25 protein-coding genes are annotated in these 26,450 nt (G+C 36.1%); 21 read left to right on the top strand and 4 right to left on the bottom strand.

The features are described 5' to 3' along the window. The first annotated feature begins 168 nt into the window (after positions 1–168). From M983_RS00590 to ahpF, 9 genes are all read left to right on the top strand, one after another. On the top strand, positions 169–1,053 hold the full coding sequence (locus M983_RS00590) for a 4Fe-4S binding protein (protein WP_066745430.1): 885 nt from the start codon (positions 169–171) through the stop codon (positions 1,051–1,053). A 36-nt stretch (positions 1,054–1,089) separates the two neighbouring features. Next, entirely contained in the window at positions 1,090–2,103 is a 1,014-nt protein-coding gene (locus M983_RS00585; protein WP_157091902.1) for an NAD(P)H-quinone oxidoreductase, read from the top strand. A gap of 521 nt (positions 2,104–2,624) precedes the next feature. Further along, positions 2,625–4,460, top strand: coding sequence for a pyridoxal-dependent decarboxylase (locus M983_RS00580; protein WP_066745424.1), 1,836 nt, complete (start codon positions 2,625–2,627; stop codon positions 4,458–4,460). A 398-nt stretch (positions 4,461–4,858) separates the two neighbouring features. After that, positions 4,859–5,656, top strand: coding sequence for a PadR family transcriptional regulator (locus M983_RS00575; RefSeq protein WP_066745421.1), 798 nt, complete (start codon positions 4,859–4,861; stop codon positions 5,654–5,656). Further along, entirely contained in the window at positions 5,649–5,804 is a 156-nt protein-coding gene (locus tag M983_RS17475; RefSeq protein WP_167348662.1) for a hypothetical protein, read from the top strand. The genes M983_RS00575 and M983_RS17475 overlap by 8 nt, the downstream gene beginning before the upstream one ends. A gap of 632 nt (positions 5,805–6,436) precedes the next feature. Continuing rightward, a complete protein-coding gene (locus M983_RS00570; RefSeq protein ID WP_074388126.1) occupies positions 6,437–7,942 on the top strand; it encodes a carbohydrate porin in 1,506 nt (501 codons plus the stop codon). A 406-nt stretch (positions 7,943–8,348) separates the two neighbouring features. Continuing rightward, entirely contained in the window at positions 8,349–8,915 is a 567-nt protein-coding gene (locus tag M983_RS00565; RefSeq protein ID WP_425415157.1) for a hypothetical protein, read from the top strand. A gap of 242 nt (positions 8,916–9,157) precedes the next feature. Further along, a complete protein-coding gene (gene ahpC / locus M983_RS00560; RefSeq protein ID WP_066745418.1) occupies positions 9,158–9,721 on the top strand; it encodes an alkyl hydroperoxide reductase subunit C in 564 nt (187 codons plus the stop codon). 69 nt (positions 9,722–9,790) lie between these two features. Then, positions 9,791–11,356, top strand: a complete 1,566-nt coding sequence (ahpF, locus tag M983_RS00555) for an alkyl hydroperoxide reductase subunit F (protein ID WP_066745415.1) — start codon at positions 9,791–9,793, stop codon at positions 11,354–11,356. A gap of 131 nt (positions 11,357–11,487) precedes the next feature. Here the strand turns inward: ahpF and M983_RS00550 are convergent, their stop codons facing one another. Together M983_RS00550 and M983_RS00545 are read right to left on the bottom strand one after the other, a co-directional pair. Next, a complete protein-coding gene (locus M983_RS00550) occupies positions 11,488–12,474 on the bottom strand; it encodes a phage integrase (RefSeq protein ID WP_066745411.1) in 987 nt (328 codons plus the stop codon). Between the two features lie 66 nt (positions 12,475–12,540). After that, positions 12,541–12,840 (bottom strand): helix-turn-helix transcriptional regulator, encoded by a 300-nt coding sequence (locus tag M983_RS00545; RefSeq protein ID WP_066745408.1) that lies wholly within the window; start codon positions 12,838–12,840, stop codon positions 12,541–12,543. A gap of 101 nt (positions 12,841–12,941) precedes the next feature. Here M983_RS00545 and M983_RS00540 point away from each other — a divergent pair, with 101 nt between their 5' ends. The 7 genes from M983_RS00540 to M983_RS00510 all read left to right on the top strand — a co-directional run bounded on the left by M983_RS00540 (position 12,942) and on the right by M983_RS00510 (position 19,687). Then, a complete protein-coding gene (locus M983_RS00540; protein WP_066745405.1) occupies positions 12,942–13,202 on the top strand; it encodes a Cox family DNA-binding protein in 261 nt (86 codons plus the stop codon). After that, a complete protein-coding gene (locus M983_RS00535) occupies positions 13,199–13,390 on the top strand; it encodes a hypothetical protein (protein ID WP_066745401.1) in 192 nt (63 codons plus the stop codon). The genes M983_RS00540 and M983_RS00535 overlap by 4 nt, the downstream gene beginning before the upstream one ends. Continuing rightward, on the top strand, positions 13,380–13,697 hold the full coding sequence (locus M983_RS00530) for a hypothetical protein (protein WP_066745398.1): 318 nt from the start codon (positions 13,380–13,382) through the stop codon (positions 13,695–13,697). Before M983_RS00535 ends, M983_RS00530 begins: the two co-directional genes overlap by 11 nt. Positions 13,698–13,812: 115 nt before the next feature. Beyond that, positions 13,813–14,034 carry a hypothetical protein gene (locus M983_RS00525; protein WP_066745395.1) on the top strand — a complete coding sequence of 74 codons (222 nt, stop codon included), beginning with the start codon at positions 13,813–13,815 and terminating at the stop codon, positions 14,032–14,034. Beyond that, positions 14,027–14,248 (top strand): TraR/DksA family transcriptional regulator, encoded by a 222-nt coding sequence (locus tag M983_RS00520; protein WP_066745392.1) that lies wholly within the window; start codon positions 14,027–14,029, stop codon positions 14,246–14,248. The genes M983_RS00525 and M983_RS00520 overlap by 8 nt, the downstream gene beginning before the upstream one ends. A gap of 76 nt (positions 14,249–14,324) precedes the next feature. Beyond that, positions 14,325–16,985: a toprim domain-containing protein gene (locus M983_RS00515; protein WP_066745389.1), complete on the top strand. Its 2,661-nt coding sequence runs from the start codon at positions 14,325–14,327 to the stop codon at positions 16,983–16,985. A 656-nt stretch (positions 16,986–17,641) separates the two neighbouring features. Further along, positions 17,642–19,687, top strand: coding sequence for a hypothetical protein (locus M983_RS00510; protein ID WP_066745386.1), 2,046 nt, complete (start codon positions 17,642–17,644; stop codon positions 19,685–19,687). A 451-nt stretch (positions 19,688–20,138) separates the two neighbouring features. Here M983_RS00510 and M983_RS00505 read toward each other — a convergent pair whose 3' ends face one another. Both M983_RS00505 and M983_RS00500 read right to left on the bottom strand, forming a co-directional pair. Further along, entirely contained in the window at positions 20,139–21,167 is a 1,029-nt protein-coding gene (locus M983_RS00505) for a phage portal protein (RefSeq protein ID WP_066745383.1), read from the bottom strand. Next, positions 21,167–22,921 carry a terminase ATPase subunit family protein gene (locus tag M983_RS00500; RefSeq protein WP_066745381.1) on the bottom strand — a complete coding sequence of 585 codons (1,755 nt, stop codon included), beginning with the start codon at positions 22,919–22,921 and terminating at the stop codon, positions 21,167–21,169. The genes M983_RS00505 and M983_RS00500 overlap by 1 nt, the downstream gene beginning before the upstream one ends. Before the next feature lie 172 nt (positions 22,922–23,093). On the opposite strand from M983_RS00500, the gene M983_RS00495 reads away from it, so the two are divergent. The 5 genes from M983_RS00495 (at position 23,094) to M983_RS00475 (ending at position 26,450) form a co-directional block, all read left to right on the top strand. Then, positions 23,094–23,903 carry a GPO family capsid scaffolding protein gene (locus M983_RS00495; RefSeq protein ID WP_066745373.1) on the top strand — a complete coding sequence of 270 codons (810 nt, stop codon included), beginning with the start codon at positions 23,094–23,096 and terminating at the stop codon, positions 23,901–23,903. Between the two features lie 15 nt (positions 23,904–23,918). Beyond that, positions 23,919–25,043 (top strand): phage major capsid protein, P2 family, encoded by a 1,125-nt coding sequence (locus M983_RS00490; RefSeq protein ID WP_066745370.1) that lies wholly within the window; start codon positions 23,919–23,921, stop codon positions 25,041–25,043. After that, positions 25,043–25,714, top strand: coding sequence for a phage terminase small subunit (gene gpM / locus M983_RS00485; protein ID WP_066745367.1), 672 nt, complete (start codon positions 25,043–25,045; stop codon positions 25,712–25,714). The genes M983_RS00490 and gpM overlap by 1 nt, the downstream gene beginning before the upstream one ends. A 74-nt stretch (positions 25,715–25,788) precedes the next feature. Next, positions 25,789–26,244: a head completion/stabilization protein gene (locus M983_RS00480; RefSeq protein WP_066745364.1), complete on the top strand. Its 456-nt coding sequence runs from the start codon at positions 25,789–25,791 to the stop codon at positions 26,242–26,244. Beyond that, positions 26,244–26,450 carry a tail protein X gene (locus M983_RS00475; protein WP_066745362.1) on the top strand — a complete coding sequence of 69 codons (207 nt, stop codon included), beginning with the start codon at positions 26,244–26,246 and terminating at the stop codon, positions 26,448–26,450. The genes M983_RS00480 and M983_RS00475 overlap by 1 nt, the downstream gene beginning before the upstream one ends.

Raw genomic sequence — 26,450 nt, 5'->3', positions numbered from 1 at the left:
GGATTGTCCATAGCATTATTCGAGGACAGTTTATGTCGATACCGCAATGCAGTATTAGCATTAGATTCTAGTACGTTCTCGTATGGGTCTCTAATCAGTTGCATTATGATATTTGTTGCAGAAATTCTTAATCGATTTGTCTTCTTTATTGTAGTGGAGTAGTAATGTATGAGGCGTTTTATTAAGGTGGAACTTCCACCTGAACCTGTTATTAACAATCGATGTGTCAGAAAGCGCCTTAAACAAAGTCTCTGTGATAGTTGTGCTAAAGTGTGTCCTGTTGATGCAGTAAATTTTGCACCACTTAATGTGACTATTGATAATGAACGTTGTTTCCAATGTGGCAATTGTTTATTTACCTGCCCTGTTAATGCGATAGAAAATATCACACCTCATGAAAGAACTTATCAAGATGATCGTTTAATTGTTGATCATGATGAGCCTTTAGCAAGCAAAGAAGAGTTGTTAGTTTGGCACCGTCAATTCCATATTCGAGCAATGCAAATTGCTGAACCATTAGTTGATAAATGGCTTCCTATTCTAGCGAGTTTAAATTTACAACTTAAATTACTAGAAGAACCAATTTGGCAATTAATTATCACAGAGCCTGCTGATATAGATACAGGGCGTCGTTTTATGCTTTTTCGTCAAAAATTAGATGAAAAACCACTAAATAAAAATCACGTCAAAATAGGATTAAATGCTAGAAAACAACTTTATCCTGAAGATAGCTGGTTTCAAATTAAATTAGATAAGGAAAGTTGTATTCTTTGCTCAGCATGCGCAAATGTTTGTGATGAAGGGGCGATTGAACTTGAAAATAATCGCTTTATTATTGATGAAAAACGCTGTACGGGGTGTATGAATTGTGAAGTCGTTTGTTTTCCAAAATCTATAAAAGTTACTGAACAAACAGCAAAAAATAACGAGCCACAGCTTTATCATTATCATCAATCACATTGTAAAAAATGCCATTTATCTTTTTTCTCATGGGAGCCACAAGTTACATTGTGCCCGATTTGCCTACAGCATAAAAAGCAAGGTTGGTTATAATCATTATATATAATGATTATCCGATTAGAGGAAAATATGATGAATACATCTACATTATTACCAGCAACAATGACTGAAATTGTGATTACAGAACCTGGTGGTATTGATAAATTACAATCTCAGAAAGTACCACTTCCTGAAGTTCCAGCTCACTATGTACTCATTAAAGTGAATGCATCTGGCGTTAATCGCCCTGATATTTTTCAGCGATTAGGCAGTTATCCACCACCTTCTGACGCTTCTCCTATTCCTGGTTTAGAGGTCGCAGGTGAAGTCGTAAAATTAGGGGCTGGATGCACTAAATGGAATATAGGCGATCGAGTTTGTGCATTAGTTGCTGGTGGTGGATATGCGCAATATTGCTTAGCTCATGAAGATATAGCTTTACCATCTTTGAGATTAAGTGATATTGAAGCTGCTGCATTACCAGAAAATTTCTTTACTGTATGGGCTAATCTTTTTCAATTAGGGAAATTAAAAAAAGGTGAATCAGTACTTATTCATGGTGGAACATCAGGAATTGGCTCTGTCGCTATTATGTTAGCTCATTCAATAGGTGCTACTGTATATACAACGGTAGGATCTGAAGAAAAAGAAATAGTAGCACTAAAATTAGGAGCAGACTTTGTTATTAACTATAAACAAAAAGATTTCGCAAAAGAAATACCGGTATTAACAGAAGGGCAAGGTATTGATGTTATTTTAGATATTATTGGTGGTGACTACGTTGAAAAAAATTACCAAGTTGCTGCTAAATTTGGACGAATAATTCAAGTCGGTATGATGAAAGGTACACCTAAGAACTTAAATATGATGCCATTAATGATTAAACGTTTAATTCACACTGGATCAACAATGCGTTCACGTAATATCGAAGAAAAAGCGGAAATAGCGCGAGAATTGGAACAGAAGGTATGGCCAATTATTGCGGATGGAAAAATTAACCCTATCATTAATGCCGTTTTTCCATTAAATGAAGTTGGTAAAGCCCATCAATTAATGGAATCAGGTGATTTAATTGGTAAAGTGATACTTGAAGTTACTCATTAATAAATAACAATAAAAGAAAAGTACAATTTTCTATTTTTATAAATTTTATTTAATGTATTAATTATAAAGCACGAATAATCTTAAAAGCACATAATCAATTTTTTATGTGTTTTTAATTTTTTTATAAATTAATGCTTGTCAAATAAAACATCATTGCTATTAAAAAATAAAATAAATAGCCTTTGTTTTACGTTTGATTTTTCACGATACAAAACGCTAATTATTTTTCTTTTATCAGATTTAGTTTCTAATACTTGTGAAAAATAACTCATAATAGGTAAGTTGTAACTTAAATCAGAATTAACAATATTTTAATGTCATTAGAGAATAAAATTACATTATTTATAATGAAAGTATCATTCACTAAAGTAAAAATTGAAAAATATTAACGAATATCAATAAAATAAAGAAGATTCTGACTCATCATATAGTATATCATTTGAAAAACGATAGAAAATTCACAAAAAACAAATCTAATTCCGATAGGGAATAATAACAAAATTTTATATATAGGTGCGATGATGGCAAATCATAAAGAAACCTGTGAGGGTCATGCAGAACGAGTATATTCTACTCGAAACGCTAATACTCATACATGTTATCATCGGGAGATGGCAAAAATATTAATGAATAGTGAGCATTTTTTTTCTAAAGAAAAGAACCAAATAGAAAGTAAAGATAATATAGAGGTGAAATTAACAAATAAACCAACTGATAAGCAATCTATAGATGATGTTTATGAGACTATTTTAAATTCGCTCAAGCAACAAAGTTGTTATCATCAATCTGAAATAGAGCCTTTTTTTAATCATTATAATTCACATGTAATGAAATTAGCTAAATTAGGTTATCTCTCAGCATTAGCTTATAGTTCTGATAATGTTTTTGACAACCAATCTCCATTACAAAAACAACAAGAAGAACAAATAATCAGTGATTTATGTCAATTAATTGGATTTACGTCTAAAGATGCTTTTGGTCATATTACAACAAGCCATATATTTGCCTGCTATGAAATATTATGGGCACTAAGAAACCTAAAAACATTACCTATGGCGGTTGCTCGTCATCCTAAATCTCGTGATTTAATTGCAGATAAAAAAGCGTATGAATTATTTAATATGCCAGTTGCAACACTTCTCGATATTAGTGAGCAATTACATAAGCGTGATATTTTCGATGATGTCAGTTATTTAACTTGCCGTGGTACAGGAATGACGAGAACGATGCACTTAGGTAAATTATTAGTACCTATTTCACGTTTTGAATTCTGGAAAAAGGCAATGGATATCGTTGGATTAGGTTACGATAATCTAATAGCCTTACCTATCGATAAAACCTTTAAAACTGATATTACAAAAACACGCGAGATAATTCTCCGTCTAATTGATCAAGGAGAACCTATATTAGGAGTTATTGGTTTATTAGGTTCACCTATCTATGGCACTATTGACAAATTAAAGCCACTTTTTGAATTAAGAAAAGAATGCGAAGAAAACTATAATTATTCTTTTTACATTCATATCGATGCTTCACAGCTAGGTTATATGAAAAGCTTGTTTCTTGATGATAATTATCAAATTATTCCTTATAAAGAGCTTAACGAAAAGCTAAAAAAAGAAGCACCATTACTTGAGCTACAGCCAGATGTTTATGATAGCTTTGTGCATTTAGCTCATGCTGATTCAGTGTCTTTTGAGCCTTTTCAAGCTGGATTTTCTCCATATCCTACCGGTGTGTTATGTATTAAAGATACAAGGATTAGCTATTTTTTACAGAATCCACCTCAAATTTGTCCTGAAGACAGAGATGCTATGCAAAAAATAGATGGTATACAATCTGCGCCTGCTGTTGCATCAATGTGGAGTGTACATCAACTTTATCCTTTTAATTTTTCAGGCTATGGAAAGCTCGCTCAGTCACAATGGGAAACAAGAGTTAAACTCGCTAATTTATTTGAACAATCTGCACCATTTGAGAAGAACGGAATTTATTATCGTATCCAGGTTTTACCAGCTTCGGATTTTAATAAATTAAATTTTGCAGTTGTGATAGAAGGGAACCATAGCTTAAAAATACAAAATAATCTTAATCAAGAAATATATGAAAATTTAGTCATAAAAAGCTATCACAAACAAGATTTAAATATACTGACTCTTTGTGTTCGTAATTGTGAAAATGTGCCTGTTCAATTTTGCCGTAGTTGTGAGTTAGCTGAAAATGAGTGGAAAATAGTCAAGCATCTAAGCATATTACAACTCACATTAAAAGATGCCGAAAAATATGATATTGATAAAATTGAAGCTGGATATCAATATATTAAAACAGTTGTATTGTCTGCGCTTGATAATCGTTAGCATCTAACTGTGAGAAAAAGGAAGTGGCTGATCAATCATTATCCTTTTTCTCTATCTTCATTTAACCTCCCGATTAAATAAACGTGACAACGTCACATTATTGTTTATTATTAATATATAAATAGCATCGTTGATATTTGCCACTAACAGCATATAAATCAAAAAGTCACCTCAAACAAAGTTAATCACACAAAAAACCAAATTAGATAATGAGAATTATTTATAATTAGATAAAGTCATTTTAGAATTTATAGATAAATCAAATAATTAATGACTATCTGGCTTTAAATATTGGCTTTAAATACAAAAATAGATATATCTAAACCTTGATCAATTAGATATATCGGATTATATTTACATTATAAATTCGATATATCTAAAGCAATGAAGGAGTATTTATGATTATTCGATCTTTGCATGCACTCTATCAACAGCGCGCCGACCATGGCGGTCATGGACATGGCAAAGGACGTTGTGATAACAAAGGCAGAAGAAGTGATGAAGACGGTTCTCACTCAGAACACCATGGCGAGCATTGTTGTCATCATAGTGAACATGATAGGAATCACAGTGAGAGAAAAGGACGTCATGGCGAACATAGTAGACATAATGATTCTCGCGGTTGTCATCATGAAGGGCGAGGACATCGTGGTCGAGGTTGTGCTAACCGAGGTAAATCTCAAGGTCACCAATTAAAACGTATGTTTGATCATGGTGATTTACGTGTACTATTACTAAGTATGATAGCGACGAAACCAAGCCATGGTTATGAAATTATTCGGGAAATAGATGAAGCGTCATCTGGCTTATATGTACCAAGCCCAGGTGTCATTTATCCCACGCTAACACTACTTGAAGAGCAAGATTTAGCTGTTGCTAATATTGCTGAAAAAGGCCGTAAAAATTACAGTATTACACCTGAAGGTACACAATTTTTAGCAGAGCATCAGGAAATTGAAAAAAATATCCAAAGTAAACTTGCATACGCGAGAGAGCTCTCTCAAAACGCAGGTGGTGTTTCTGAAGAAATTGAATCCGCAGTGGGTAAACTAAAAGCAGTATTACGGCATAAACTCGTTTTAAAAGAGCTCTCAGTAGAAAAAGCAGGGCGTATTGCATCTATTTTAAATGAAGCGGTTGAACAGATAGAAGCTATTAATGAAGCGTTGATCTCTGAGGAAAATGACGATGAATAAAATAGAAAATAGATTAATAAACAATCGAAAAAACAATGATATAGAAAAAGAAGATTTAGAAAATAATCCGGCGGAAAAAGAGCAAGTTTGTCCCAAAATGCCAGTGTCTTATTTTCGAAGAGCCTTACGTAAGCCGGGTAGAATATGATTAAAAGACAGAGGTTAGTATATAGCCTCTGTCAAAATATACTCTGTAGCATTAATTATCTTAGCCATCCTAAAAATGGTTTCTAATTATAGAAACCGCTTTCACTATATTTAATACGTATTATCACTAACCAATTAAAATTCTTCCTTTTATGGAATTTCCATGTCTAAAATCTGCAATAAAGCGAGTTGAGATTATTATTTATACTATTTCAAAAATTTATTGCACGAATATCAAAAAAAATAAAATTGCCTATGGAAACGTTCCATATAAATGATTATCTTACAGTGCACAGTTATTAAATTAATATTTATAAAGAATATTACGTAAAAATAAGTAGGGAAATTCACAAAAAGAAATAACAATAATCTTAAATAGGTTTAGTTTAACTATATATAAAATAAGTTAACGACTTAGTAAATATCTTATTTAGTAGCGTTTATTTTTAAATAGATTAAACATTATTTTAACATCATTAAGATAGGTTTTGATAGCAATAATAAAGATTAACTCTATGAAGTTAAAAGAAAATAGTAATTTTTATTGCTAATAAAAGCAATCGATTACTCAGATTGATTGTTATTTATTTTTAGAACAACGAGATCAATTTTTGCTAACTTAGGAATATTCGAATGAAAGTAAAGGCATTATCTTTATCGATAGGGTTAATATTAGCAGTACCATTAAGTGCTAATGCACAAATGGATATGAGTGCAATTGAGGCAAGGTTAAACGCATTAGAACAACGTGCCGCAGCTGCTGAAGCTAGGGCTGCGGTAGCAGAGCAAAAAGCAGAGCGTTTAGAGCAATTAGTTGCTACTCAAAATCAAGGTACAAAGAAAAGCCAAATCATAGAGGGTGGTACAACAGCAAAAATGGAGCAACGTATCGCATTATTAGAAAAGCAGTCTGATGATGCTCAGGCAAAAGCGACACTTGCACAAAATCAACTTAGCGAAATACAAAAACAATCAGCAATTACATCTAATGATAAAGATGGTGCAGGGTTTTTCTCAACAAATACAGATTGGGGAAATCTAAAATTATATGGTGATATTGAATATAATATTGATGCTGCGAGTAAAAAAGGACAACTTACCTCTATGCATTCAATGGCTGGAAATAATAATGACTTCGGTGATAAAGAAAGATGGGACCTTAATGGTCGTATTTTAATTGGCATTGATGGCGAAAGAGAATTAAGAAATGGCAACTATGCTGGATTTAGCGTTCAGCCTATGGCCGATATGACAGGCAGTATGAACGTTGATGATGCTGTGTTCTATTTTGGTCAAAAAGATAAATGGGAATACAAAATTGGTCGATATGAAGCCTATGATATGTTCCCATTAAATCAAGATACTTTTGTTGAATATTCAGGAAATACGGCTAACGATTTATATGGTGATGGTTTTGGCTATATTTACATGATGAAAGAAGGGAGAGGCCGTAGTAGTGATGGTGGTAGCATGATGGTTAACACTCACTACAACAACTGGTATTTTGAGCTTAATGCATTAGTTGAAGATGGCACCTCTGTTTTTAAAGATGGTGAATATCATGGACGTAAACTAGATAATAGAAAAAATGTGATTTACATGCGTCCTGTAGTGGCTTGGCAAAAAGATAATTTCACTGTTGCAGCTGCTGTAGATGCTAACGTTATCAATAACGCATATGGCTATGAAGAAGATGGTCAATTCTATGACCAATCACGTCGTACTGGGTATGGCCTAACGATGAAATGGGATACACTAGCAAATGATCCTATTAATGGTTTTGTCGCAAATCTAAGTACTGCTTACCTTGATGCTAATGAAGAAAATGACTTATCTATTGGTGGTAATATATTATGGCGTAAATTCCAATTAGGCTATATTTATGCGCACAATGATATTAAAAAGTATTATCAAAAAGAGAGTGGGACAGATGAAGCATACTTAGCGCTTAACCCAGGAAAATATAATATTAATACAGTATTCGCTTCTTATGAGCTTCCTAATGTCTTAGATATGGATAACTTTAAAACCTATTTAGGTGCTTATTACTCCCATATTGATGGAAAAGATGAGATTAATGTACACAGTAGCGATAAAGATCGTTATGGTGCACGTGTCCGTTTTAAATATTTCTTTTAATTAGGAAAGATAAAACTTCAAGTTACAATTATTAATTCTATTAATAAATCGTTTAAGTAAAATTGTAGCTTGAAGTTTCTACATATTTTTTATGCAATAAATAGTGCAACATTATTCTATCGCTTCTAAAAAATTGTCTCTATTTGTCTTAATATCTCTTCTATATCAGTTGGTTATTATATAGTTAATATCAAAATTGTGAGAAGCATCGAGCTTCTTAATTAAGTTACGTCTGATTTTCTCTAATCGCATACTATTCTTATTTTTCCTGTCATAATTCCTTTAATAAAAATAACCACCTATCAATATCAATATCAATAAGCCTGAAATAGAGAATAACTAAATGCGATTTTATATATACAAAAAAATAGTTAAGATAGCTAGTACTTATTTATTATTTAAAATAATGGTGTTATTTCCAGTTATAACGTTTGCTGATCCGATACTATCTGAACTACCACAAAAAGATCGTATCGTTTATTTCGAACAAGCAAAGCAGTCTGGCTTAACAGGTATTGCTAGAAAAACGAAACCCGTGTTAGCGAGGCCGGCAAAAGAAGGTGAAATTATTACTACAACCATAAAAGGAGAAGGTATTGAAACAATATCAGTACCAGCAAATATAGGTGATTGGGTTGTACAAAATATCTGTCCTGAAACAGGTAATGAAGAAATATTAGTCAAAAAAGACAAATTTATTCAACGTTATGAGCAAGCTGATGTAAATAAAGTAGACGTTTCTAGCACTACCAAAGAATATCATTCTTATATACCTAAAGGTGTTGAGATGAACTACTTTATTATTCCTAAATTATCATCGCCCTTTGTTATGCAAGCGCCTTGGGGTGAATTGCAACGTTTTCAAGCTGGGGATGCTGTTGTTCAGTCGATAACTGATAATCAAGATATCTATCGTATTCAAAAAGATGCTTTTAACTGTACTTATACTATTCTGAAAAAGGCTAATTTATAGATATAAACCAATTTGTTATATAAATTTTCTATGATTACTTTATAGGAAAATAAAGAGAATTGACATGTATCAAAAAGCTATCCTTTCTCTTTAATTGTTTTATCTGCTACATTTTGTTAACCTAAGACTATCAATTAAATATCAATCGTTAGGTAAAACCTATTGATTCGATAGTAGGAATGTATTAGCCATACTCAAATGGAATGGGTACATTAGGCTCATACCAAACAGGAGGATACAAAATGTCTTTAATTAATACCCCAATCAAACCATTCAAAAACATGGCATTTAAAGACGGTCAATTCGTAGAAGTGACTGAAAAGGACGTCGAAGGCAAATGGAGCATTTTCTTCTTTTACCCAGCTGACTTTACCTTTGTTTGCCCAACAGAATTAGGTGACTTAGCTGATCACTATGAAGAATTTCAAAAAATGGGTGTAGAAATTTTCTCTGTTTCTACTGATACTCATTTTACACATAAAGCATGGCATAGCAGCTCTGATACTATTGGCAAAATTAAATATGGCATGATTGGTGACCCAACAGGTGCTTTAACACGTAACTTTGAAAATATGCGTGAAAACGAAGGTCTAGCAGATCGTGGTACTTTCGTTGTCGATCCACAAGGTATCATCCAAGCAATTGAAGTTACAGCTGAAGGTATCGGTCGTGATGCATCTGATCTATTACGTAAAGTAAAAGCAGCACAGTATGTAGCAAGCCACCCAGGTGAAGTTTGTCCTGCAAAATGGAAAGAAGGTGAGGCAACATTAGCACCTTCATTAGATTTAGTCGGCAAAATCTAAAAATAATTAAGCCACAAGATGAGTTATTTATCGGGTGTTTCGGCACCCGATTTTATTGAGGGACGCAAAATGTTAGATGATAACCTAAAAGCTCAGTTAAAAGCTTATTTAGAACGATTAACACAGCCAGTAGAATTAGTTGCATCATTAGATGACAGCAAGCATTCTGCTGAGATCCAATCTTTATTAAAAGAAATTGAACCTCTATCTGATAAAGTCACTTATCGTGAGGATAACAGCAAAGATGTGCGTAAACCTTCTTTTCTTATAACGAATCCAGGGAAAAAGAATGGTGTCCGTTTTGCAGGTTCACCTTTAGGGCATGAATTTACTTCATTAGTGTTAGCTTTGTTGCAAACGGGTGGTCATCCTTCAAAAGAAGCACAAGAATTACTTGAACAAATTCGTCAGTTAGACGGTGAGTTTCATTTCGAAACCTATTATTCGCTCTCTTGTCACAACTGCCCTGATGTTGTTCAGGCATTAAACTTAATGGCGATTTTAAATCCAAAGATAACGCATACTGCTATCGATGGAGGCATGTTCCAAAATGAAATTCAGGAACGTAACATTATGGGCGTTCCTGCTGTATTCCTTAATGGTAATGAATTTGGACAAGGTCGTATAACGCTTGCTGAAATCGTTAACAAAATAGACAGTAATGCAGAAAAACGTACAGCAGAATTATTAAATCAAAAAGATGTTTTTGATGTACTTATTGTAGGAAGTGGCCCTGCTGGTGCTTCAGCAGCGGTATATTCAGCACGTAAAGGCTTAAATACAGGCCTAATTGGTGAGCGTTTTGGTGGTCAAGTCCTTGATACTGTTGATATTGAAAACTACATTTCAGTATCAAAAACAGAAGGTGCCAAACTTGCAGGCGCATTAAAAGCACATGTTGATGATTATCAGGTTGATGTTATTGATAGCCAAACCGTAAAACGTTTGATCCCTGGTAATAGTGAAGGGGAATTACATCAGATTGAGACACAATCTGGTGCAACATTAAAAACACGTAGTTTAATTATTGCCACTGGTGCTCGCTGGCGAAATATGAATGTACCTGGTGAGAATGAGTATCGCACACGAGGTGTGACTTATTGCCCACACTGCGATGGGCCACTGTTTAAAGGCAAAAAAGTTGCTGTAATCGGTGGTGGTAATTCAGGTGTTGAAGCTGCAATTGATTTAGCAGGACTTGTTGAGCATGTTACTGTATTAGAATTTGCGCCAGAAATGAAAGCAGATAATGTTTTACAGAAAAAATTACGTAGCCTAGCCAATGTAGACGTGATTCTTAATGCACAAACAACAGAAGTTTATGGTGATGGGACTAAATTAACAGGGCTTAAATACAAAGATCGTACTAATGATTTAATACATGATATTGAATTAGCCGGTATTTTTGTTCAAATTGGTTTGTTGCCTAATACTCAATGGTTAGAAGGTACGATAGAGCGTAATAAGATAGGTGAAATTGTTGTAGATGCTCGTGGTGAAACATCTGTTAAAGGTGTATTTGCTGCTGGTGACTGTACAATCGTTCCTTATAAACAAATTATTATTGCAGCTGGTGAGGGTGCAAAAGCTTCACTTAGCGCCTTTGATTACCTTATCCGCACGAGCGAAAAATAAGCAAATCAAAGATAATCAATGAGTTATAGAGAAAGGCATCTTTTTTAAGATGCCTTTTTTTGTACATAAAATCATCAAAAAGGGCTGAAAAGTGCCCTAAAGAGTCCAAGTGTGGACAATATGTGGACAACCTAAACCAGCAATTCTGTACTACCTTTCAATGGGTTATATTGAATGGCGTCTTGTAAGAAGTCTGGAGCGAAGTGTGCATAGGTCAACGTTTGTTGCAAATTGGTGTGTCCTAAAATGCGTTGTAACGTAATAATACTTCCACCGTTCATCATAAAATGAGTGGCGAATGTATGACGTAATGCATGCGTTGCTTGGCCTAATGCCATACTAGGTTTCACTTTTTTAATCGCTCTACGAAACATGTGATAAGACGTTTCAGTAAAGAGTAATCCTGATTTCTTTGTACAAATCATGTCAGCAACAGCTTGAGAGATTGGCACAATTCTTGGCTTATTGGTTTTGGTGTAAGTAAATCTCACCTTATTTTGGATCACATGTTCGCGTTTTAGTTTGAGCGCTTCACCCCAACGGGCACCTGTGCTTAAACAGAGAACGGCAACTTTTAAGTTATCATCTTCCAATAATGCTAATAATTGCTGGATTTCCTTATCTGTAAGGTATGACATTTCAGTCGCTTGTTGCTTTAACCGTGATATTCCATGAACGGGATGTTTACTTAAAAAGAAATCCGTTTTTTTAAGTGCGGTAAACATGCCACTTAATGCCGACATATCTCTATTTATGGTTGACGCCTTCACACCAGAGGAAAGCCTAAGTTCACGATAAAGTATCAGTTGCTTATCCGTTAGCTGGCAAACTGGAGGGTTATTGAGAGATTCGGCAATGCGTCTCACCCTTAGATGTGTAACTCTTCCATGAGGTGTATTTTTGCCGAACACTTCCCACCAAATATTAATTAATTCGCTAAGAGGGCGAATATCAGTAGATGCATCTATCCAATCTTTTTGCTGATTAGCGAGTGAATAACGTTCAAATAAAATAGCTTCTTGTTTTTTTCCAAAGCGTCGTCTGATCCGTTTTCCGTTACGGCCAGTCGGTCTAATGTCCACTTCATATTGACCATTTTCGAGTTTCTTAATTGTCATAAGAAAGCCCTCCAATGGTACAAATGCTTTGCGAATCAATAAATTCACAAAATGCTTGATGTATTGTTAGCCAGTTTTCTTGTCTGAGTGGGATGATTGTGTGTTGTCGTGCCCACTGTGTGCGAGTGCCGGTGCGATTTGCCCAGCATCAGGATTAACCTCATCGAACATAAACCAGTCTCGATATTTCCTGAATTGTGGATGTTTAAAGAATTTCATTGCAGATTCTAAAGACATTTTAGCTTTTCCACTTTCATAACCATGATAAGTGACATAATTAATACCTACTAAATCAGCCGCTTGTTTAACATTTAACCTTTCTGACTCACGTATGAGTTTTAGTTTTTCATTATCGTAGATTGACATTATATAAGAGATCTCTTATTTTATAAGAATAGTGATACCTCCTTGCCGTGAAGCAAAGAGTCGCAAAGCGCTATAAAGCGCCTAACATAAGAGGGTAGCAGATGAGAGAGAAAATCGTAAGTCTGTCAGATGGTGTGACAGAGGAAAAATTTGCTGAATTAATCGGTAAGCCGGCGAGTGCAGTTGCAGATATGCGCAAAGCAGGAAAATTGCCCATTATTCAAATGAGAAAACCAGGTTCAAGTAGAGCAGAAAACTATGTTTATCTACCTGCATGGAATAACGGTTTAAAGATGGCTTATGAATCTTTACCAAAAGAGATCCGTGATGGTTGGTTAGTGTGGTTAGGGTTGAAGTCATGATACGACAAATAACTGAGCATAGTTTTATATATCGTGGCTTTACGATTATTAAGTTACCACGAAAAGCAATGAATCCAGTTACTCGTTATCACGTTTGGTTAGGTGATCAGTCATTCGGCAAGTTTGATGCAATGGCTGAGGCGGTTAAATATATTGATGGGTTAAGGAAAGCTAAAAATGAAAAATAATATAACTGTTATAACCAATAATAAATGTGAAAGTATATTTATTCGTATTAAAAATAAATATACATCTGTTGAAGATCTTACTTTTAGGCTAGATGAATTAACCCATTTTTATCCCGCTAATAATAATGGGAAAACCGTTGTTATTATACTAAAAGCAATGAATTTCTGTCCAACAATAAGATACTCAGATTTCAGTGATTTTTTCACCTTTATAATCAAAAAAATAGCCGCAGTAAATAATGATCCTCAGCTGTTTGAATTAATTGTGAACACCGATTTAAGTTGTGAATGGCATCAGGTGGCTTAAATATCATGGTGTTATTATTATCTTAGGAAAGTAATTACAGCCAATAAATAATCAAATATTAAATAATGACCTTTATCGGTCAGGGATTTTTATTACCTAAAAATGAGGTTTTAAAATGAGAAATATTCCAGAACCTATATTTACGCCTGTGGCTGAAAATATAAAAGCAAATAGAGAAGATGAACGTAAATCATTAATAAATCATTTTGCCGATCGCCAACGTCAATTAGCCGACAAAGTATTAATAGATAAATTAGATTATGCGCAAGTTCATCAATTATTAATTGGTGAGGCAGATAAATTAGAGTTAGAAGCAGGGGAGCTTAATTATGTCTGATGCAGTTGATCGTGCCAATGAATATGCAGAGCTAGTGCTGGAACAAAATATTCAAGCAACGAGAAAGGCAATAAAGAGTGTATCGGCGTTTGAATGTGAGAATTGTGACCATCCAATACCTCAAGCGCGTCGCCAAGCAGTTATAGGCTGCACATTATGTATTGATTGCCAAATATTGCTTGAGCTAAAAGAAAAACATTATCACAGCATATGAGAATCATTTTCTATAAGTAAATAAAAAGCACACAACCTGCGGGATAGGCAGTTATTGTGTGCTCTAAGGTTATCTCATGAAATCATACCATATTCAGGCGTTATTGCCTCGTCTTATACACGACTTTCAATTCAAAGAGCAAAATGGTTATTTGCGCCAAGGTATTTGCCCAAGCTGTAAGAAAAAAGAGTTATTTACTTCAATTGAAATGCCGTTTGTGTTGCGTTGTGGACGTGAGAATAAATGTGGTGCTGAATTGATCGTAAAAGAAATTTATCCCGATATATTTGACGATTGGTCAACCCATTACCCTAAGACACAGCAAGCACCCAATGCGGCAGCAGATGCCTATTTACAGCACGCTAGAGGGTTGAATATTGAGCCATTAAAGGGGCTTTATTCAGAGTCTAGTTATCATGCTAATGGTTTAGGTGCTGCAACAGTTAAATTTGCGTTACCAGAGAGCGCATATTGGGAACGTATTATTGATAGACCATCGAGATTTGATCGTAAAGCTAACTTTTTTGGCTCTTATAAGGGGCATTGGTGGTCATTACCTCAACAAGATTTAACACAAGCTAAAGAGATTTGGCTAACTGAAGGTATTTTTGATGCGCTAAGTCTTATTCAAAATGGTATGACAGCAGTTTCATTGATGACTTGCCATAATTATCCTGAAATTGCTTTGGCTAAGTTAAAAACAGAACTTGGCAATAATAAAAAACCGTTATTGGTTTGGGCATTAGATAATGGTGCAGCTGGTGAACGGGCTATGAGGAAGTTTGTTGCGCGTAGTCATGAGGAAGGTTGGAAAGCCACTGCCGCCAGACCAGCAGAAGTTGATAATGGGAACGATTGGAATGACTTGCACATGAAAGGCAAGTTAACTGAACGAGATATGGCTCGTTATCGTTATTATGGAAAATTGCTGTTAGCTTCCACTGCGTTTGAAAAAGCACGTTTAATGTTTAATTGGACGGAGCGTTCAGAGTTTGATTTTCAGCATGATAACCGTTTGTATTGGTTTAAGTTGGACATCGACAAAATGATGAAGACGATTGAGCGTATTCATGATGCAGAGCCTGATTTAGATGAAGATGAAACTAGACAAAAAGCCGTTAAAGAATCTGGCACCGTAATTGAAATAGCCAACTGTTATCCTACACCATTATATTTCCAAAAATCGGTAGAAACCGATGAATCATGGTATTACATCCGTGTTGATTTTCCTCGACAGCCACAAGTTAAAGCGACTTTTACCGCCTCACAATTAACTAGCGCTAGTGAATTTAAAAAGCGTTTATTACATGTGGCAAAAGGGGCCGTTTATACAGGTACAACTTTGCAATTAGATCGTATTTGTAAGCAGGCATTGCCTGATATCAAAGAGGTGATCACTCAAAATTATGTCGGATATAACAAAGAATACGGTGTGTATGTCTTTAATGATGTGGCAATACAAGACGGTAAGTGTTTTACGTTGAATGAGGAAGATTATTTTTCTTTGAATAAGCTTGATATTAAGACGTTAAGTCTTAGCCCATCATTATCTATTAATACGGATTTTAGTGAATTTGATACCAATTGGTTAGGCTCTCTTTGGGAAGCTTTTGGTGTGAAGGGCTATGTCGTATTAGCGTTTTGGGTGGGTTCTCTTTTTGCTGAACAAATACGAAAAACACATAAGAGCTATCCTTTTTTAGAGATTTGCGGTGAACCAGGTTCGGGTAAAAGTACCTTAATTGAATTTTTATGGCGTTTATGTGGTCGTGCTGATTATGAGGGATTTGATGCATCAAAATCGAGTGTTGCCGCTCGAGGGCGCAATTTTGCACAAATTAGTAATTTACCTGTGTGTTTAATTGAAAGTGATCGCGTACAAGATAACGCAAAATTGAAAGCGTTTGATTGGGAAGAGCTGAAATCTTTGTATAACGGCCGTGCGACTCGTTCATTAGGGGTAAAGAATAGCGGTAATGAGACTTACGAGCCATTATTTAAAGGCAGTATTGTGATTGCACAAAACGCAGAGATTAATGCCTCACGAGCGATTTTAGAGAGGATTATTCATCTTTATACTGATAAGGCTGAGCAGAGCGTAGAAACCCGTTATGCCGCTATCGCTCTTGAACGTTATCCTATTGAAAAGTTATCAGGATTTTTACCTAAGGTATTAATGAAAGAAACGGCGATATTAAAACAATACAATGAACGTGTAGATGATTTGCAGGCGCAGTTATTTGCGGATAAGGCGATTAACCATGAGCGGATCGCTAAGAACCATGCACAGTTAATTGCTTTATTGGAAACATTAGCATTGGTATTGCCTGTAAAAGACATGCATATCCGACAAACACGTAACTTTATTATTGAGTTAGCTAAACAACGAGTTCAAGCCATACAGTTGGATCAACCGCCAGTTATGGAATTTTGGGATATGTTTGATTATCTACAAGATAATGAGCCATTTGGTGTTAATCATAGTATTGAACAGGGCGTTTATGCAGTGAATTTTAACCATATTGCGCAGGTTGCCAGCGAGCACAGACAATCAATGTTATTAAATACGGATATTAAAAACTTACTAAAAGCAGGGCGTATGCGTAAGTTTGTAGGTATTAAGACTGTGAGAAGTGTAGTAAACAGTCAATTTAATAACTCACTGGCGATAGGGAGTGCGCTTAAAAGGCCTGAAGTAATTAAGTGTTGGGTATTTCAGGAAAACAGTGAGAGTTAGCGTTTTATTTGTATTTAAATTGGCTGCCATGTGCAGCCTTTCTTTTATCTGTAGAAAACCATCAAGTAATTATCATAATTACTAAGAACAATAAAAGAGAGAAGATATAAATGTTTGTGCAATAAATAAGCATTATTTAATCTCTTTTATATAGATAGAGAATTTGTGGGAGGGGTTCGGAAAGCGGTTACAATGGTTACAAAATTAAAATAGGTTTATATCTTATTGATTAAATAAAGAAATATAAAGATTAAGAAAGGTTACAAATGGGTTACTTTGCAGTTACGTGTAACCGTTTAAAGAGGTTACAAATTAAAAATATAACTTATTGTTTTATAAGGATTTAACTTTTTAATCCCTGTTTTGTAACTCGTTGTAACCCGTAAAAAGTTACAAAGGAGTTGTTTGTAATCAGTGGGTTAGAGGTGGTTTTTGTAGGGTGTAACCGATGTAACCGGTTTCCGAGAAGGGGATAGCTAAATAGTTAACTTACTAATTGACTTGATGATATTTTTTTTTGAAATATTATATTAGATATATTTATTGATGACTAATATCTGAGTAAACAATAAGTGAAGATGATAAGCATTGGAACTACCCATAAGAATAATTATATTCAAATATAATAATTGAATGTGTAATAAGTGAGGTATGAAATGAATGAATTTATAGATGTAGATGAGACTAAAAAACAAGCAAATATTGATTTTGAGAAACTAATGGGAATTCTTGAGGAAGTCGATGTTAAATCTGTAATCTCAATTTTTTTTTATGAATCTATTTATGGGAAAACTCTTCCCATTATTTATGAAAAAATCATTAGCTTAATTCCTAAGTTAACCAGTATTAATGGAAAAAAACCTGATTTTTCTGATATAAAGATAATAAAAGAAAATCTCTATAGTATAGATACTATTGATCGACTATTCGATGATGATAAATCAAGCATGAGTGGAAATATAGAAAGAATATACTCAATGAATAAAAATCTTATTCGAGGTGAATATTATGATTCACATGCGATGAATTATTTCAAATCACTTTTTGAAACATTTGAGGAAGGTTTAAATAATGGTTTGGGATGTTCATATAAAGACGCTGAATTGTTATTTTCAATCATTAATAGTCTATATTTAAATGCGACTAATAATAAGGCTGAGAAATTCATATCAAAAAAACAAGATTTGATTAAATTATATAAAGAAGATAAAAAAGAATTTCAAAAAACATTTGGAATAAAAATAAATAATAAAAAATCTGCTTATAAATATATAGATTATTACATTGACGTTGAATTTTCCAAGGAAATTAATGAGGTATTTTTTTTAGAAAAAGATAAGATTTTAAACTATAGAGGAGAAACACAAGAATCTTTAAATAACCTAATTAATCATTTAACCTTAAAAGATTTTTCTATTCTAGAAGAAGAGAAAACGTATAATATTTTCTCTAAAAAACCATTGTTATTATTGGATGGGGACTATTTTTGTGTTCATTTGGATATGATATATAAATCTTTTTATCAGTTAGCTGATGATTTTTTGAGAAATAATAAAGAATTAAGTAAAAAATATAATAAACATAGAGCTACGAATTTGGAAAAAAAAGCAATCGATCTTTTAAAAAGTGTAATGGTAGATTCAGAAGTTTATCAGGAAATATATTATGATTCGGTTGACACTGGTCTACAATGTGAAGTAGATGGTTTATTAAAATATAGAGATATCTTATTCATTATTGAGGCTAAGGCTCATAAAGTTTCAGAGCAAGCTGTTGGTGGTAGTACTCAAAGAGTAAAAAAACATGTTGAACAAATTATAAAAGAAGCTTATGAACAATGCATAAGGACTAAACGATCACTATTTTCTGAAGAGCATGATCCAAAACTTAGATATAAAAATAAAAAAAGAGTCAACCTCGATTTATCAGGGGTTCACCATGTTGTACTAATGCCTATTAGTCAAGAAAGATTTGATGAGTTTACAAGTAATCCTCATTTTGTATCTGAAACTAATTTATTTAATAATAATGAGTTACCATGGGCTATTAATGTTTTCGATCTTTATGTAATAACTGATATTTTAGATAATCCAATTGATTTAATTGATTACATATATAGGAGAGTAAGTTATTCAGGGAGAAATAATACATATATCCATGATGAACTTGATTGGCTTGGCTATTACATGGAGGATAGGCTTCGAGGTATAAGAGAAAATATCGATAACACTGAATTTAATATGATAATGTTTGAACCTAATTCAACTAAATTTGATGATTATTATATCAAAGGATTGGAAAAGCCAAGGTTTTATTTTAATCTGTTTCTTAAAGGCATAATAGATAACATGTTGAAATATAATACTGGTTATAAAGCGATAAAGGGTTTTTACTTCTTCGATAAGAAAGGGCAAGATGATTTATCTAAAATGATAATAAATAAGGAGGCTGATTACAAAAAAAACAATAAGTATGGGACCGTAGTATTTTCTAACTCTGAACAAAAAATCATTAATTTATTTTGTTTCTATAATTTTTATAATATAGAGAATAACGATAATACTTTTTTTAAAGAAAGAGCCGCATCAGCACTTAACAAATTATCTTGTTCTGATTTAATAGGTTATAAGGTGTATTTAATAAAAATACCTATTAATACTGGTTTTAATATTACAGGAGTTGATTTTATTTGTGATTTATAGGTTTTATGTATAATAAACTATTACCCATAAAATTGCATGATATTGAGTCTATTGTGCCGTCATTTTTTATATACACTAATGCCATTGCTAGGCGCTATGATGAGAACTTGCATCTGCATAAAAACTGACACATTTAGTGCGCGGGCGTGGCGGGGTCACGATTGCGTTTTGAGGGGGTTTAAAACATTATTCCTCGCAAATTTCCAGCGCGTAGAGCGATTAAAACAAGATAAAGTTATCTAGGTATCAAATAAATTACGTGTGCTTAAAATGGATTGTAGGCGCATTTGATATGGGTTTGAGAGGGTGAAAATTAGGCGGATTCGCCTTATCAAGGGGTAAACGGTATAATAGAATTGAGTCACTATTATTATTAGTCAGACCGATACTTATACCTTACAGGTAAAAAAATACCGCCAGTGTAGGCGGTATTGTTCTTTGTGCGGTGAAGTTACTCATCAGCCAATGTGTACTTATCAAACTTAATCACTTCCTCACCTAGCCAATCATTAATCTGTAATATCTTGCTTTGCAGTGGCGCCAACTCATTACGAAAGAAAACCTTTGCCGCTTTCTCGACATCACCAAAGCCACCGGTATTTTGTGGAATGATCCCCATCATTTGAGGCGGTACGCGGTGTGCCGCTAACATATCATCACGGCTGACATTCTTAATATTAAGAAATTCATCTTTTGCCGCAATCTCACTTAGTGGAATAACTTGTACCCCGTCTTTCTTGCCGTTTGGTGCGTGGATAAACAGATTACGGAAATTACCGGGGCCTTTTGAGTTTTGCATTGCCTTACGGATTTTATCAATGTCGCTTTGGTTTTGTGAGGCGTCACTGACGTATAAAATAAATCCGGCATGGCTACCATTGCGATAATACTTAAGGCGGAACAGGGTAGCCGCTTCATTCAGTAGCACTGACATGGTGGACGCCAGATATTCCGGTAAGCCGTACAACTCTTGATTTAAATCGGGTTCGTATAACTGAAACACACAGCCGGGTTTAAACTCATAAGGTTGTGAATCATAGCCATAGCGCACAAACCAATAACTATCATCAGCAACACCACGACGGGTATATTTTGCCAGTGTTGGTGTGAGTTTTAATAAATTACCCACCATATTATTACGCCGTTCAAGGTAGGCATTACCAAAGGTTAAGAAGTCGAGCGCAAACCGGCTAAAGTCTAACTTAGAGAGAAAACGGTTAGGCTGGAACGTACTCACTAAGATATTACGTTTCACATAAATCGCACTGCTATGATGAGTCGCCGCACGAAACAGTTTTGATAACCCATCAAAGCTAATCGGTGGCTCATACCAATTATCAATTTGCGCACACTCCAGATAATCAAAAATTTCTCGTTTATCTAATACCGGAACGGGATCACCAAAGGTAAAGGCTTCCATACCGTTATTGGCAGTTGCCGTTTGTTGTGCTTTAAAACTTTTTTTATTTTTACGGCTCATTAATAAATCTCCACAATGTTATTACTGTTCTCGGTGGTGCCGGTTAAGGGTTCGTTGAAAAGGGCGTGCATAGTCGCCCACGCTAGGTCAGCGTGTCCGCTTTCTTCACTGCGCGAGGCTTCATAGGTAGGGCGGTTACCACTTCCGGTAGTAGTACGGCGAATGGAAGTAAAAGATTGAACGATATCAACGCACTGCGCGTCGAACTCTAAGCGTCCGTGACTAATCACGTCATAGGCTTTAATGACTAAGGCATTTTTGACATTCGGGTTATAAATAAACTCACGCGCAGCAGGGAAAAACTGGATAACATTCTGATAAACACCATGCCCTAAGCCGGTGGTATCAATGCCCATATATTCCACATAGAAACGCTCAGTAATTTTTTTAATAGCGTCAGCTTGTGCACGAAAATCCATACCACGCCATTGATGGCGTTCTAATATGCGGAATTTTCCGCCGGGTACTTTAGGCGGCGCGATAACCACACAACCGGCACTATCGCCATTTTCACCACCTTTGCTGGGGTCGTAACCTACCCAAACCGGATCATAACCATAGGGACGTAGCGCTAACGGTTGAATGTCATCCCACACTTCCCAACTGTCCACCATGCAGTCTTGCATCATGTTAAAGTTGAATAGGGATTCGATATCATCCATAAAGTGGCACATTAAAAGGTTGTTATATTCGTCCGGGCTATACTCTTTTTTGAGTTGCTCTAAATCGAATAAATCACAACCGCCACGCAGGGCATCTTCAATATTAACGATTTGTCGCCATTGCCCATCTTCACATAAACGCCCATTGACTAAGGCTTCATGTGAAATATCAATATCAACTCTGTCTTCTTTTTTGCGTCCGCGGTTATACAGCTTGCCAGACCAAAACGGGTACGCTTCATGGCTCATGGTTGACGGTGTTGAAAAGTAAGTTTGTCGCCATTGTTTTTGGATGGCCATACCCGAAGTCACTTTGCGTAATTCTTGAAACTTGGGTATCCAAAAGGTTTCATCCAGATACAAATTACCGTGATAACTTTGTGCTGTGCGGGCATTGGTGCCAAGAAAATAGAGCGTTGCCCCATTGCTTAACATCAATGGGTCGCCTCTTAATTCAACATCAACTTCTAATGCCATTTTGATAATGTATTCACGGAACATATAGGCTTGCGCTTTACTGGCGGAGAGGAAAACTTGATTCCGTCCAGTAGTCAGGGCATCAATAAAGGCTTCACGGGCAAAGTAGAATGTTGCGCCGATTTGACGGGATTTTAAAATATTACGAATGCGGTGATGACCGGCGCGATACCATACTTTTTGATATTCAAACAACGTATTGCGAAATTCATCTTCTAATTTTTCAATTTGTTCTTCTGAAAAGAAATTTTTCTCTGTTTGACGGCGTTCGCCTTTATTGCGGTTAGCAATCTTAGGGTTAAGGTCTGTCTCATTACCGCCGTTTTGATATTTTCTGATCCGCGCCATGCGTTCAAGTTGGCGCCCTAATAAGTCGATTTCTTTAAAATCTTTCCCTTCTTTGCTCTCTTTTAAAATCAGATTGCAATAACGCGCCTCAACGGTTAATTCTGCGCGTTCGGTCGGATTAATTTCATCCCAATTATCACGACGTTTCCAACTGTGAATAGTGGACGCCTTTTCGCCTAGCGATTCCGCTATGCGGGCAATGCGATAACCTGAAAAATACAGGTGCATCGCTTTTTTTCGGTTATCAAAGGTTTCTGTAAGAGTCATTGCATAATCACGATTTCTTGCTTAAGTTACGGCTAGTCTATTAACCGCTGAACACCGATTCGCTTCATTCCCGTTGTGCCATATCTCAGACAAACCTTATTCATTGTTTAACGCCCCTTTTAACCGACAACATACAGACCAACGAATAAACGGATGCAGTCTGGAGTAGTGCATGTCGAAGAAATCAAAACCGGTTCGTCTTTGTGTTGAAGGGGCGACAACGGATGGGCGTAAGGTTAGTCGCGAATGGTTAACCCAAATTGAAAAAAATTACGACCCCAAATTTTATGGTGCGCGAATCAATATCGATCACTATAACGCTTCATGGGCGCCACGCTTTGGCGATGTGGAATCGGTGTATACCGAGGAAATAAAAGAAGGGGCGCTGGCGGGTAAACTGGCACTGTATGGCGTGATTAATCCTATTCCGGAATTAATTGAACTCAATAAAAAACGTCAAAAAGTATATACCTCTGTTGAAATTAACCCCAGTTTTTCAGATATCGGCGAAGCCTATCTTATCGGGCTAGCGGTAACTGACAACCCCGCGAGTTTAGGTACTGAAATGTTGCAGTTTAGTGCCAATGCACAAAGTAACCCACTTTCAGAACGTAAACAAAGCAAAGATAACGTCTTTACTGCCGCAGAAGAAACGCATTTTGAATTTACTGACGAAAAACCGGAAAGCGATAAGCCGGGACTTTTTAGCGTCATTAAAGAGATGTTTTCTAAAAAGCAACACAATGATGATGCGCGATTTACCGATGTGCATCAGGCGGTAGAACTGTGTGCCCAAGAAGTACAAAACCTTTCAGCAGAAATTACCGAATTAAAAAGCGCAGACCAACGCGAAGCGGTAAAAGCGCTCACGCAACAACTCACGGAATTAAAAAACCAATTTGAAAATACAGATGCCTCGTTCTCACATCGTCCGCCGGCAACAGGTGGCGAAAATAACGGCGAAGTGCTGACGGATTGCTAAGGTAACGAACAGACCATGAAAAAAGAAACTCGTTTTAAATTTAATGCTTATATGACGCAACTCGGTAAAATTTACGGTGTTAGCGCTCAAGAATTTAGCGATACCAAAGTACCGATTGAACCGTCTGCTGCTCAAAAATTAGAAACTACGATCCAGCAATCGGCGGAGTTTTTAACGCACGTTAATATTGTGCCGGTTGATGACCAAATCGGTGAAGCCATTGGTTTAGGTATTGGCTCAACTATTGCAGGCACTACCGATACAACAGCAAAAGACCGCGAAACAAGCGATCCGATTAAGCTGACAAAAAACAGCTACCTTTGCCAGAAAACCAATTACGACACCCATCTTGATTACGCCAAAATTGATATGTGGGCGAAGTTTACCGATTTTCAAACCCGTATCCGTGACGCGATTATCCGCCGTCAGGCATTAGACCGCATTATGATTGGGTTTAATGGTACGCACCGTGCTGATAACTCTGATCGTAAAAAATATCAATTACTGCAAGATGTAAATTCAGGTTGGTTACAAAAAGTCCGTGAACGTGCGCCTGATCATGTGATGGGCAGTATTACGCAAGATGGTACAACAACAGCCAAACCGGTTTATGTTGGTAAAGGGCGCGCGTATCAAAATTTCGATGCGTTAGTCCAAGACACCATTGATAAGGCAATTGATCCAGAATATCAGGACGATACTGGGCTTGTTGTGATTTGTGGTCGTAAATTACTGTCTGATAAATATTTTCCATTGGTCAATAAAGACCAAAACAACAGTGAAAAACTGGCAGCAGATACCATTATCAGTCAGAAACGTATCGGCGATTTACCGGCTGTACGTGCGCCGTTCTTCCCAGACAATGCCTTTTTTATTACTCGCCTTGATAACTTGTCGATTTATTTCCTTGCGGATTCTCGTCGTCGCCAAGTGCTGGATAATGCAAAACGTGATCGCATCGAAAACTACGAGTCAGTCAATGAAGATTTCGTCGTTGAAGATTTCCGCGGTGTGGCACTCGTTGAAAATATTGTTTTTGAAGAGGCTAAAGAAACACCGCCAGAAAATAAAGACGTTATTGCACCAGAAAATGACGCTGTGACGGAAGAAACACCGACTGACAATAAAAAGGAAAAATAATGGCGTTATCTCCGTGGGAAAAACACCGCATGAGCCTCAATGCGCAACAGTCCACTCAATTGGGTGGACATGTTAGTCGCAACACGAAAGGCTATCACATGATGCTGTTACGTCTTGCGACAGATAAAAAAGAGCTAAAACATTTTCAGTCACGCGAACGCAAAGAAGCTTATAAACGCAATATATTAGCCAATTATCAACCATGGGTTGATGGGGCATTGTCCGGTGGTAGCGGTGTGCAAGATGACGTCTTAATGACGATTTTGCTGTGGAAAATTGATGCGGGTGATTATGAGGGCGCATTAGATATTGCCGTTTATGCATTAGCTAATCGCTTAGTGATCCCCGGTGTCAACCGCACCACGGGCACCGTGATTGCCGAAGAAATCGCTGATTCGGCAATGCGAGCGTATGCCGTGAAATCACCGGTTTCATTGGCAACATTAGAGCGTACACGCTTACTGACCGATGATGAAGATATGCCCGATGAAGTCAGGGCAAAACTCTACAAAATCTTAGGGTTAGTGCTACGCGATAATAATCGCCCACAAGAAAGCTACTGCGTATTAAGCCGAGCCTTAGAGTTAAACATGAATGTCGGGATTAAAACCGAATTAAAACAACTCGATAAAGTGCTCAAAGCCCAGCGTGACGCTGAAAAAGTATTGTGACACCACGTCAGGGCGGCACGGAAAAAGCCACTCGCTTTCTTTCGTCCACCGCCCACCTATTTTAAGGGTTTCTTATGGATTATGTTTCTGCTAACCCTGTGCCACAAAAAGACGAAACCATTAAAAATAATGGCTTTTTCCCTGATATTCGTACCCGTGATTTTCAATTGCAAACTCGCGTTGATGGCACAGTGACACCGGAACGACTAAAAAGCACATTGCTTAACGCCATGATTGAAGTAAACCGCGAGCTGTATCAGTGGCGAATTAAACAATCTGCGAAAACATTAAACGACGTGCCCGCTGAACAAATTAACGGTGAAAGTGAACTACTGATTTTATATCAGCGTGCGGTGTTCTGTTTTGCAAAGGCCAGTTTGATTGAACGTTATCGCGATATTGATACCACTGCACAAGGCAATAAAAAAGCCGACACCATGACACCGGCAATTGATGAAGTGTGGCGTGATGGTCAATGGGCTTTACAACGTATCAAAGGGGAAACCCATAATACGGTGGAGCTTATCTAATGCGGATTTACACCCAACAAGGTGATACCGTAGATGATATTTGCTGGCGTTACTTTAGTCAGTCATCCGGCATGATTGAGCAAGTGTTAGATGCTAATCCTGGGCTGGTTGAATTGGGTGCAATCTTACCCACCGGCACAGCAATTGAATTACCTGATAACGCACAACAGTACAGCACAACACCGATTTTACAACTTTGGGATTAA

The organism is Proteus myxofaciens ATCC 19692 (genome assembly GCF_001654855.1).
Lineage (GTDB): Bacteria > Pseudomonadota > Gammaproteobacteria > Enterobacterales > Enterobacteriaceae > Proteus > Proteus myxofaciens.
This window is presented reverse-complemented; position numbering and strand designations above follow the sequence as displayed.

Bases quoted from the DNA above. Each gene is read 5' to 3' on its own strand.
- M983_RS00545 (WP_066745408.1), bottom strand. From the start codon at position 12,840: ATGTCAATCTACGATAATGAAAAACTAAAACTCATACGTGAGTCAGAA.
- M983_RS00525 (WP_066745395.1), top strand. From the start codon at position 13,813: ATGAGAAATATTCCAGAACCTATATTTACGCCTGTGGCTGAAAATATA.
- M983_RS00575 (WP_066745421.1), top strand. From the start codon at position 4,859: ATGATTATTCGATCTTTGCATGCACTCTATCAACAGCGCGCCGACCAT.
- M983_RS00530 (WP_066745398.1), top strand. From the start codon at position 13,380: ATGAAAAATAATATAACTGTTATAACCAATAATAAATGTGAAAGTATA.
- M983_RS00590 (WP_066745430.1), top strand. From the start codon at position 169: ATGAGGCGTTTTATTAAGGTGGAACTTCCACCTGAACCTGTTATTAAC.
- M983_RS00540 (WP_066745405.1), top strand. From the start codon at position 12,942: ATGAGAGAGAAAATCGTAAGTCTGTCAGATGGTGTGACAGAGGAAAAA.
- M983_RS00510 (WP_066745386.1), top strand. From the start codon at position 17,642: ATGAATGAATTTATAGATGTAGATGAGACTAAAAAACAAGCAAATATT.
- M983_RS00520 (WP_066745392.1), top strand. From the start codon at position 14,027: ATGTCTGATGCAGTTGATCGTGCCAATGAATATGCAGAGCTAGTGCTG.
- M983_RS00475 (WP_066745362.1), top strand. From the start codon at position 26,244: ATGCGGATTTACACCCAACAAGGTGATACCGTAGATGATATTTGCTGG.
- M983_RS00515 (WP_066745389.1), top strand. From the start codon at position 14,325: ATGAAATCATACCATATTCAGGCGTTATTGCCTCGTCTTATACACGAC.
- M983_RS00580 (WP_066745424.1), top strand. From the start codon at position 2,625: ATGGCAAATCATAAAGAAACCTGTGAGGGTCATGCAGAACGAGTATAT.
- M983_RS00490 (WP_066745370.1), top strand. From the start codon at position 23,919: ATGAAAAAAGAAACTCGTTTTAAATTTAATGCTTATATGACGCAACTC.
- ahpC (WP_066745418.1), top strand. From the start codon at position 9,158: ATGTCTTTAATTAATACCCCAATCAAACCATTCAAAAACATGGCATTT.
- M983_RS00500 (WP_066745381.1), bottom strand. From the start codon at position 22,921: ATGACTCTTACAGAAACCTTTGATAACCGAAAAAAAGCGATGCACCTG.
- ahpF (WP_066745415.1), top strand. From the start codon at position 9,791: ATGTTAGATGATAACCTAAAAGCTCAGTTAAAAGCTTATTTAGAACGA.
- M983_RS00565 (WP_425415157.1), top strand. From the start codon at position 8,349: ATGGTGTTATTTCCAGTTATAACGTTTGCTGATCCGATACTATCTGAA.
- M983_RS00535 (WP_066745401.1), top strand. From the start codon at position 13,199: ATGATACGACAAATAACTGAGCATAGTTTTATATATCGTGGCTTTACG.
- M983_RS17475 (WP_167348662.1), top strand. From the start codon at position 5,649: ATGAATAAAATAGAAAATAGATTAATAAACAATCGAAAAAACAATGAT.
- M983_RS00570 (WP_074388126.1), top strand. From the start codon at position 6,437: ATGAAAGTAAAGGCATTATCTTTATCGATAGGGTTAATATTAGCAGTA.
- M983_RS00505 (WP_066745383.1), bottom strand. From the start codon at position 21,167: ATGAGCCGTAAAAATAAAAAAAGTTTTAAAGCACAACAAACGGCAACT.
- M983_RS00550 (WP_066745411.1), bottom strand. From the start codon at position 12,474: ATGACAATTAAGAAACTCGAAAATGGTCAATATGAAGTGGACATTAGA.
- M983_RS00495 (WP_066745373.1), top strand. From the start codon at position 23,094: ATGTCGAAGAAATCAAAACCGGTTCGTCTTTGTGTTGAAGGGGCGACA.
- M983_RS00585 (WP_157091902.1), top strand. From the start codon at position 1,090: ATGATGAATACATCTACATTATTACCAGCAACAATGACTGAAATTGTG.
- M983_RS00480 (WP_066745364.1), top strand. From the start codon at position 25,789: ATGGATTATGTTTCTGCTAACCCTGTGCCACAAAAAGACGAAACCATT.
- gpM (WP_066745367.1), top strand. From the start codon at position 25,043: ATGGCGTTATCTCCGTGGGAAAAACACCGCATGAGCCTCAATGCGCAA.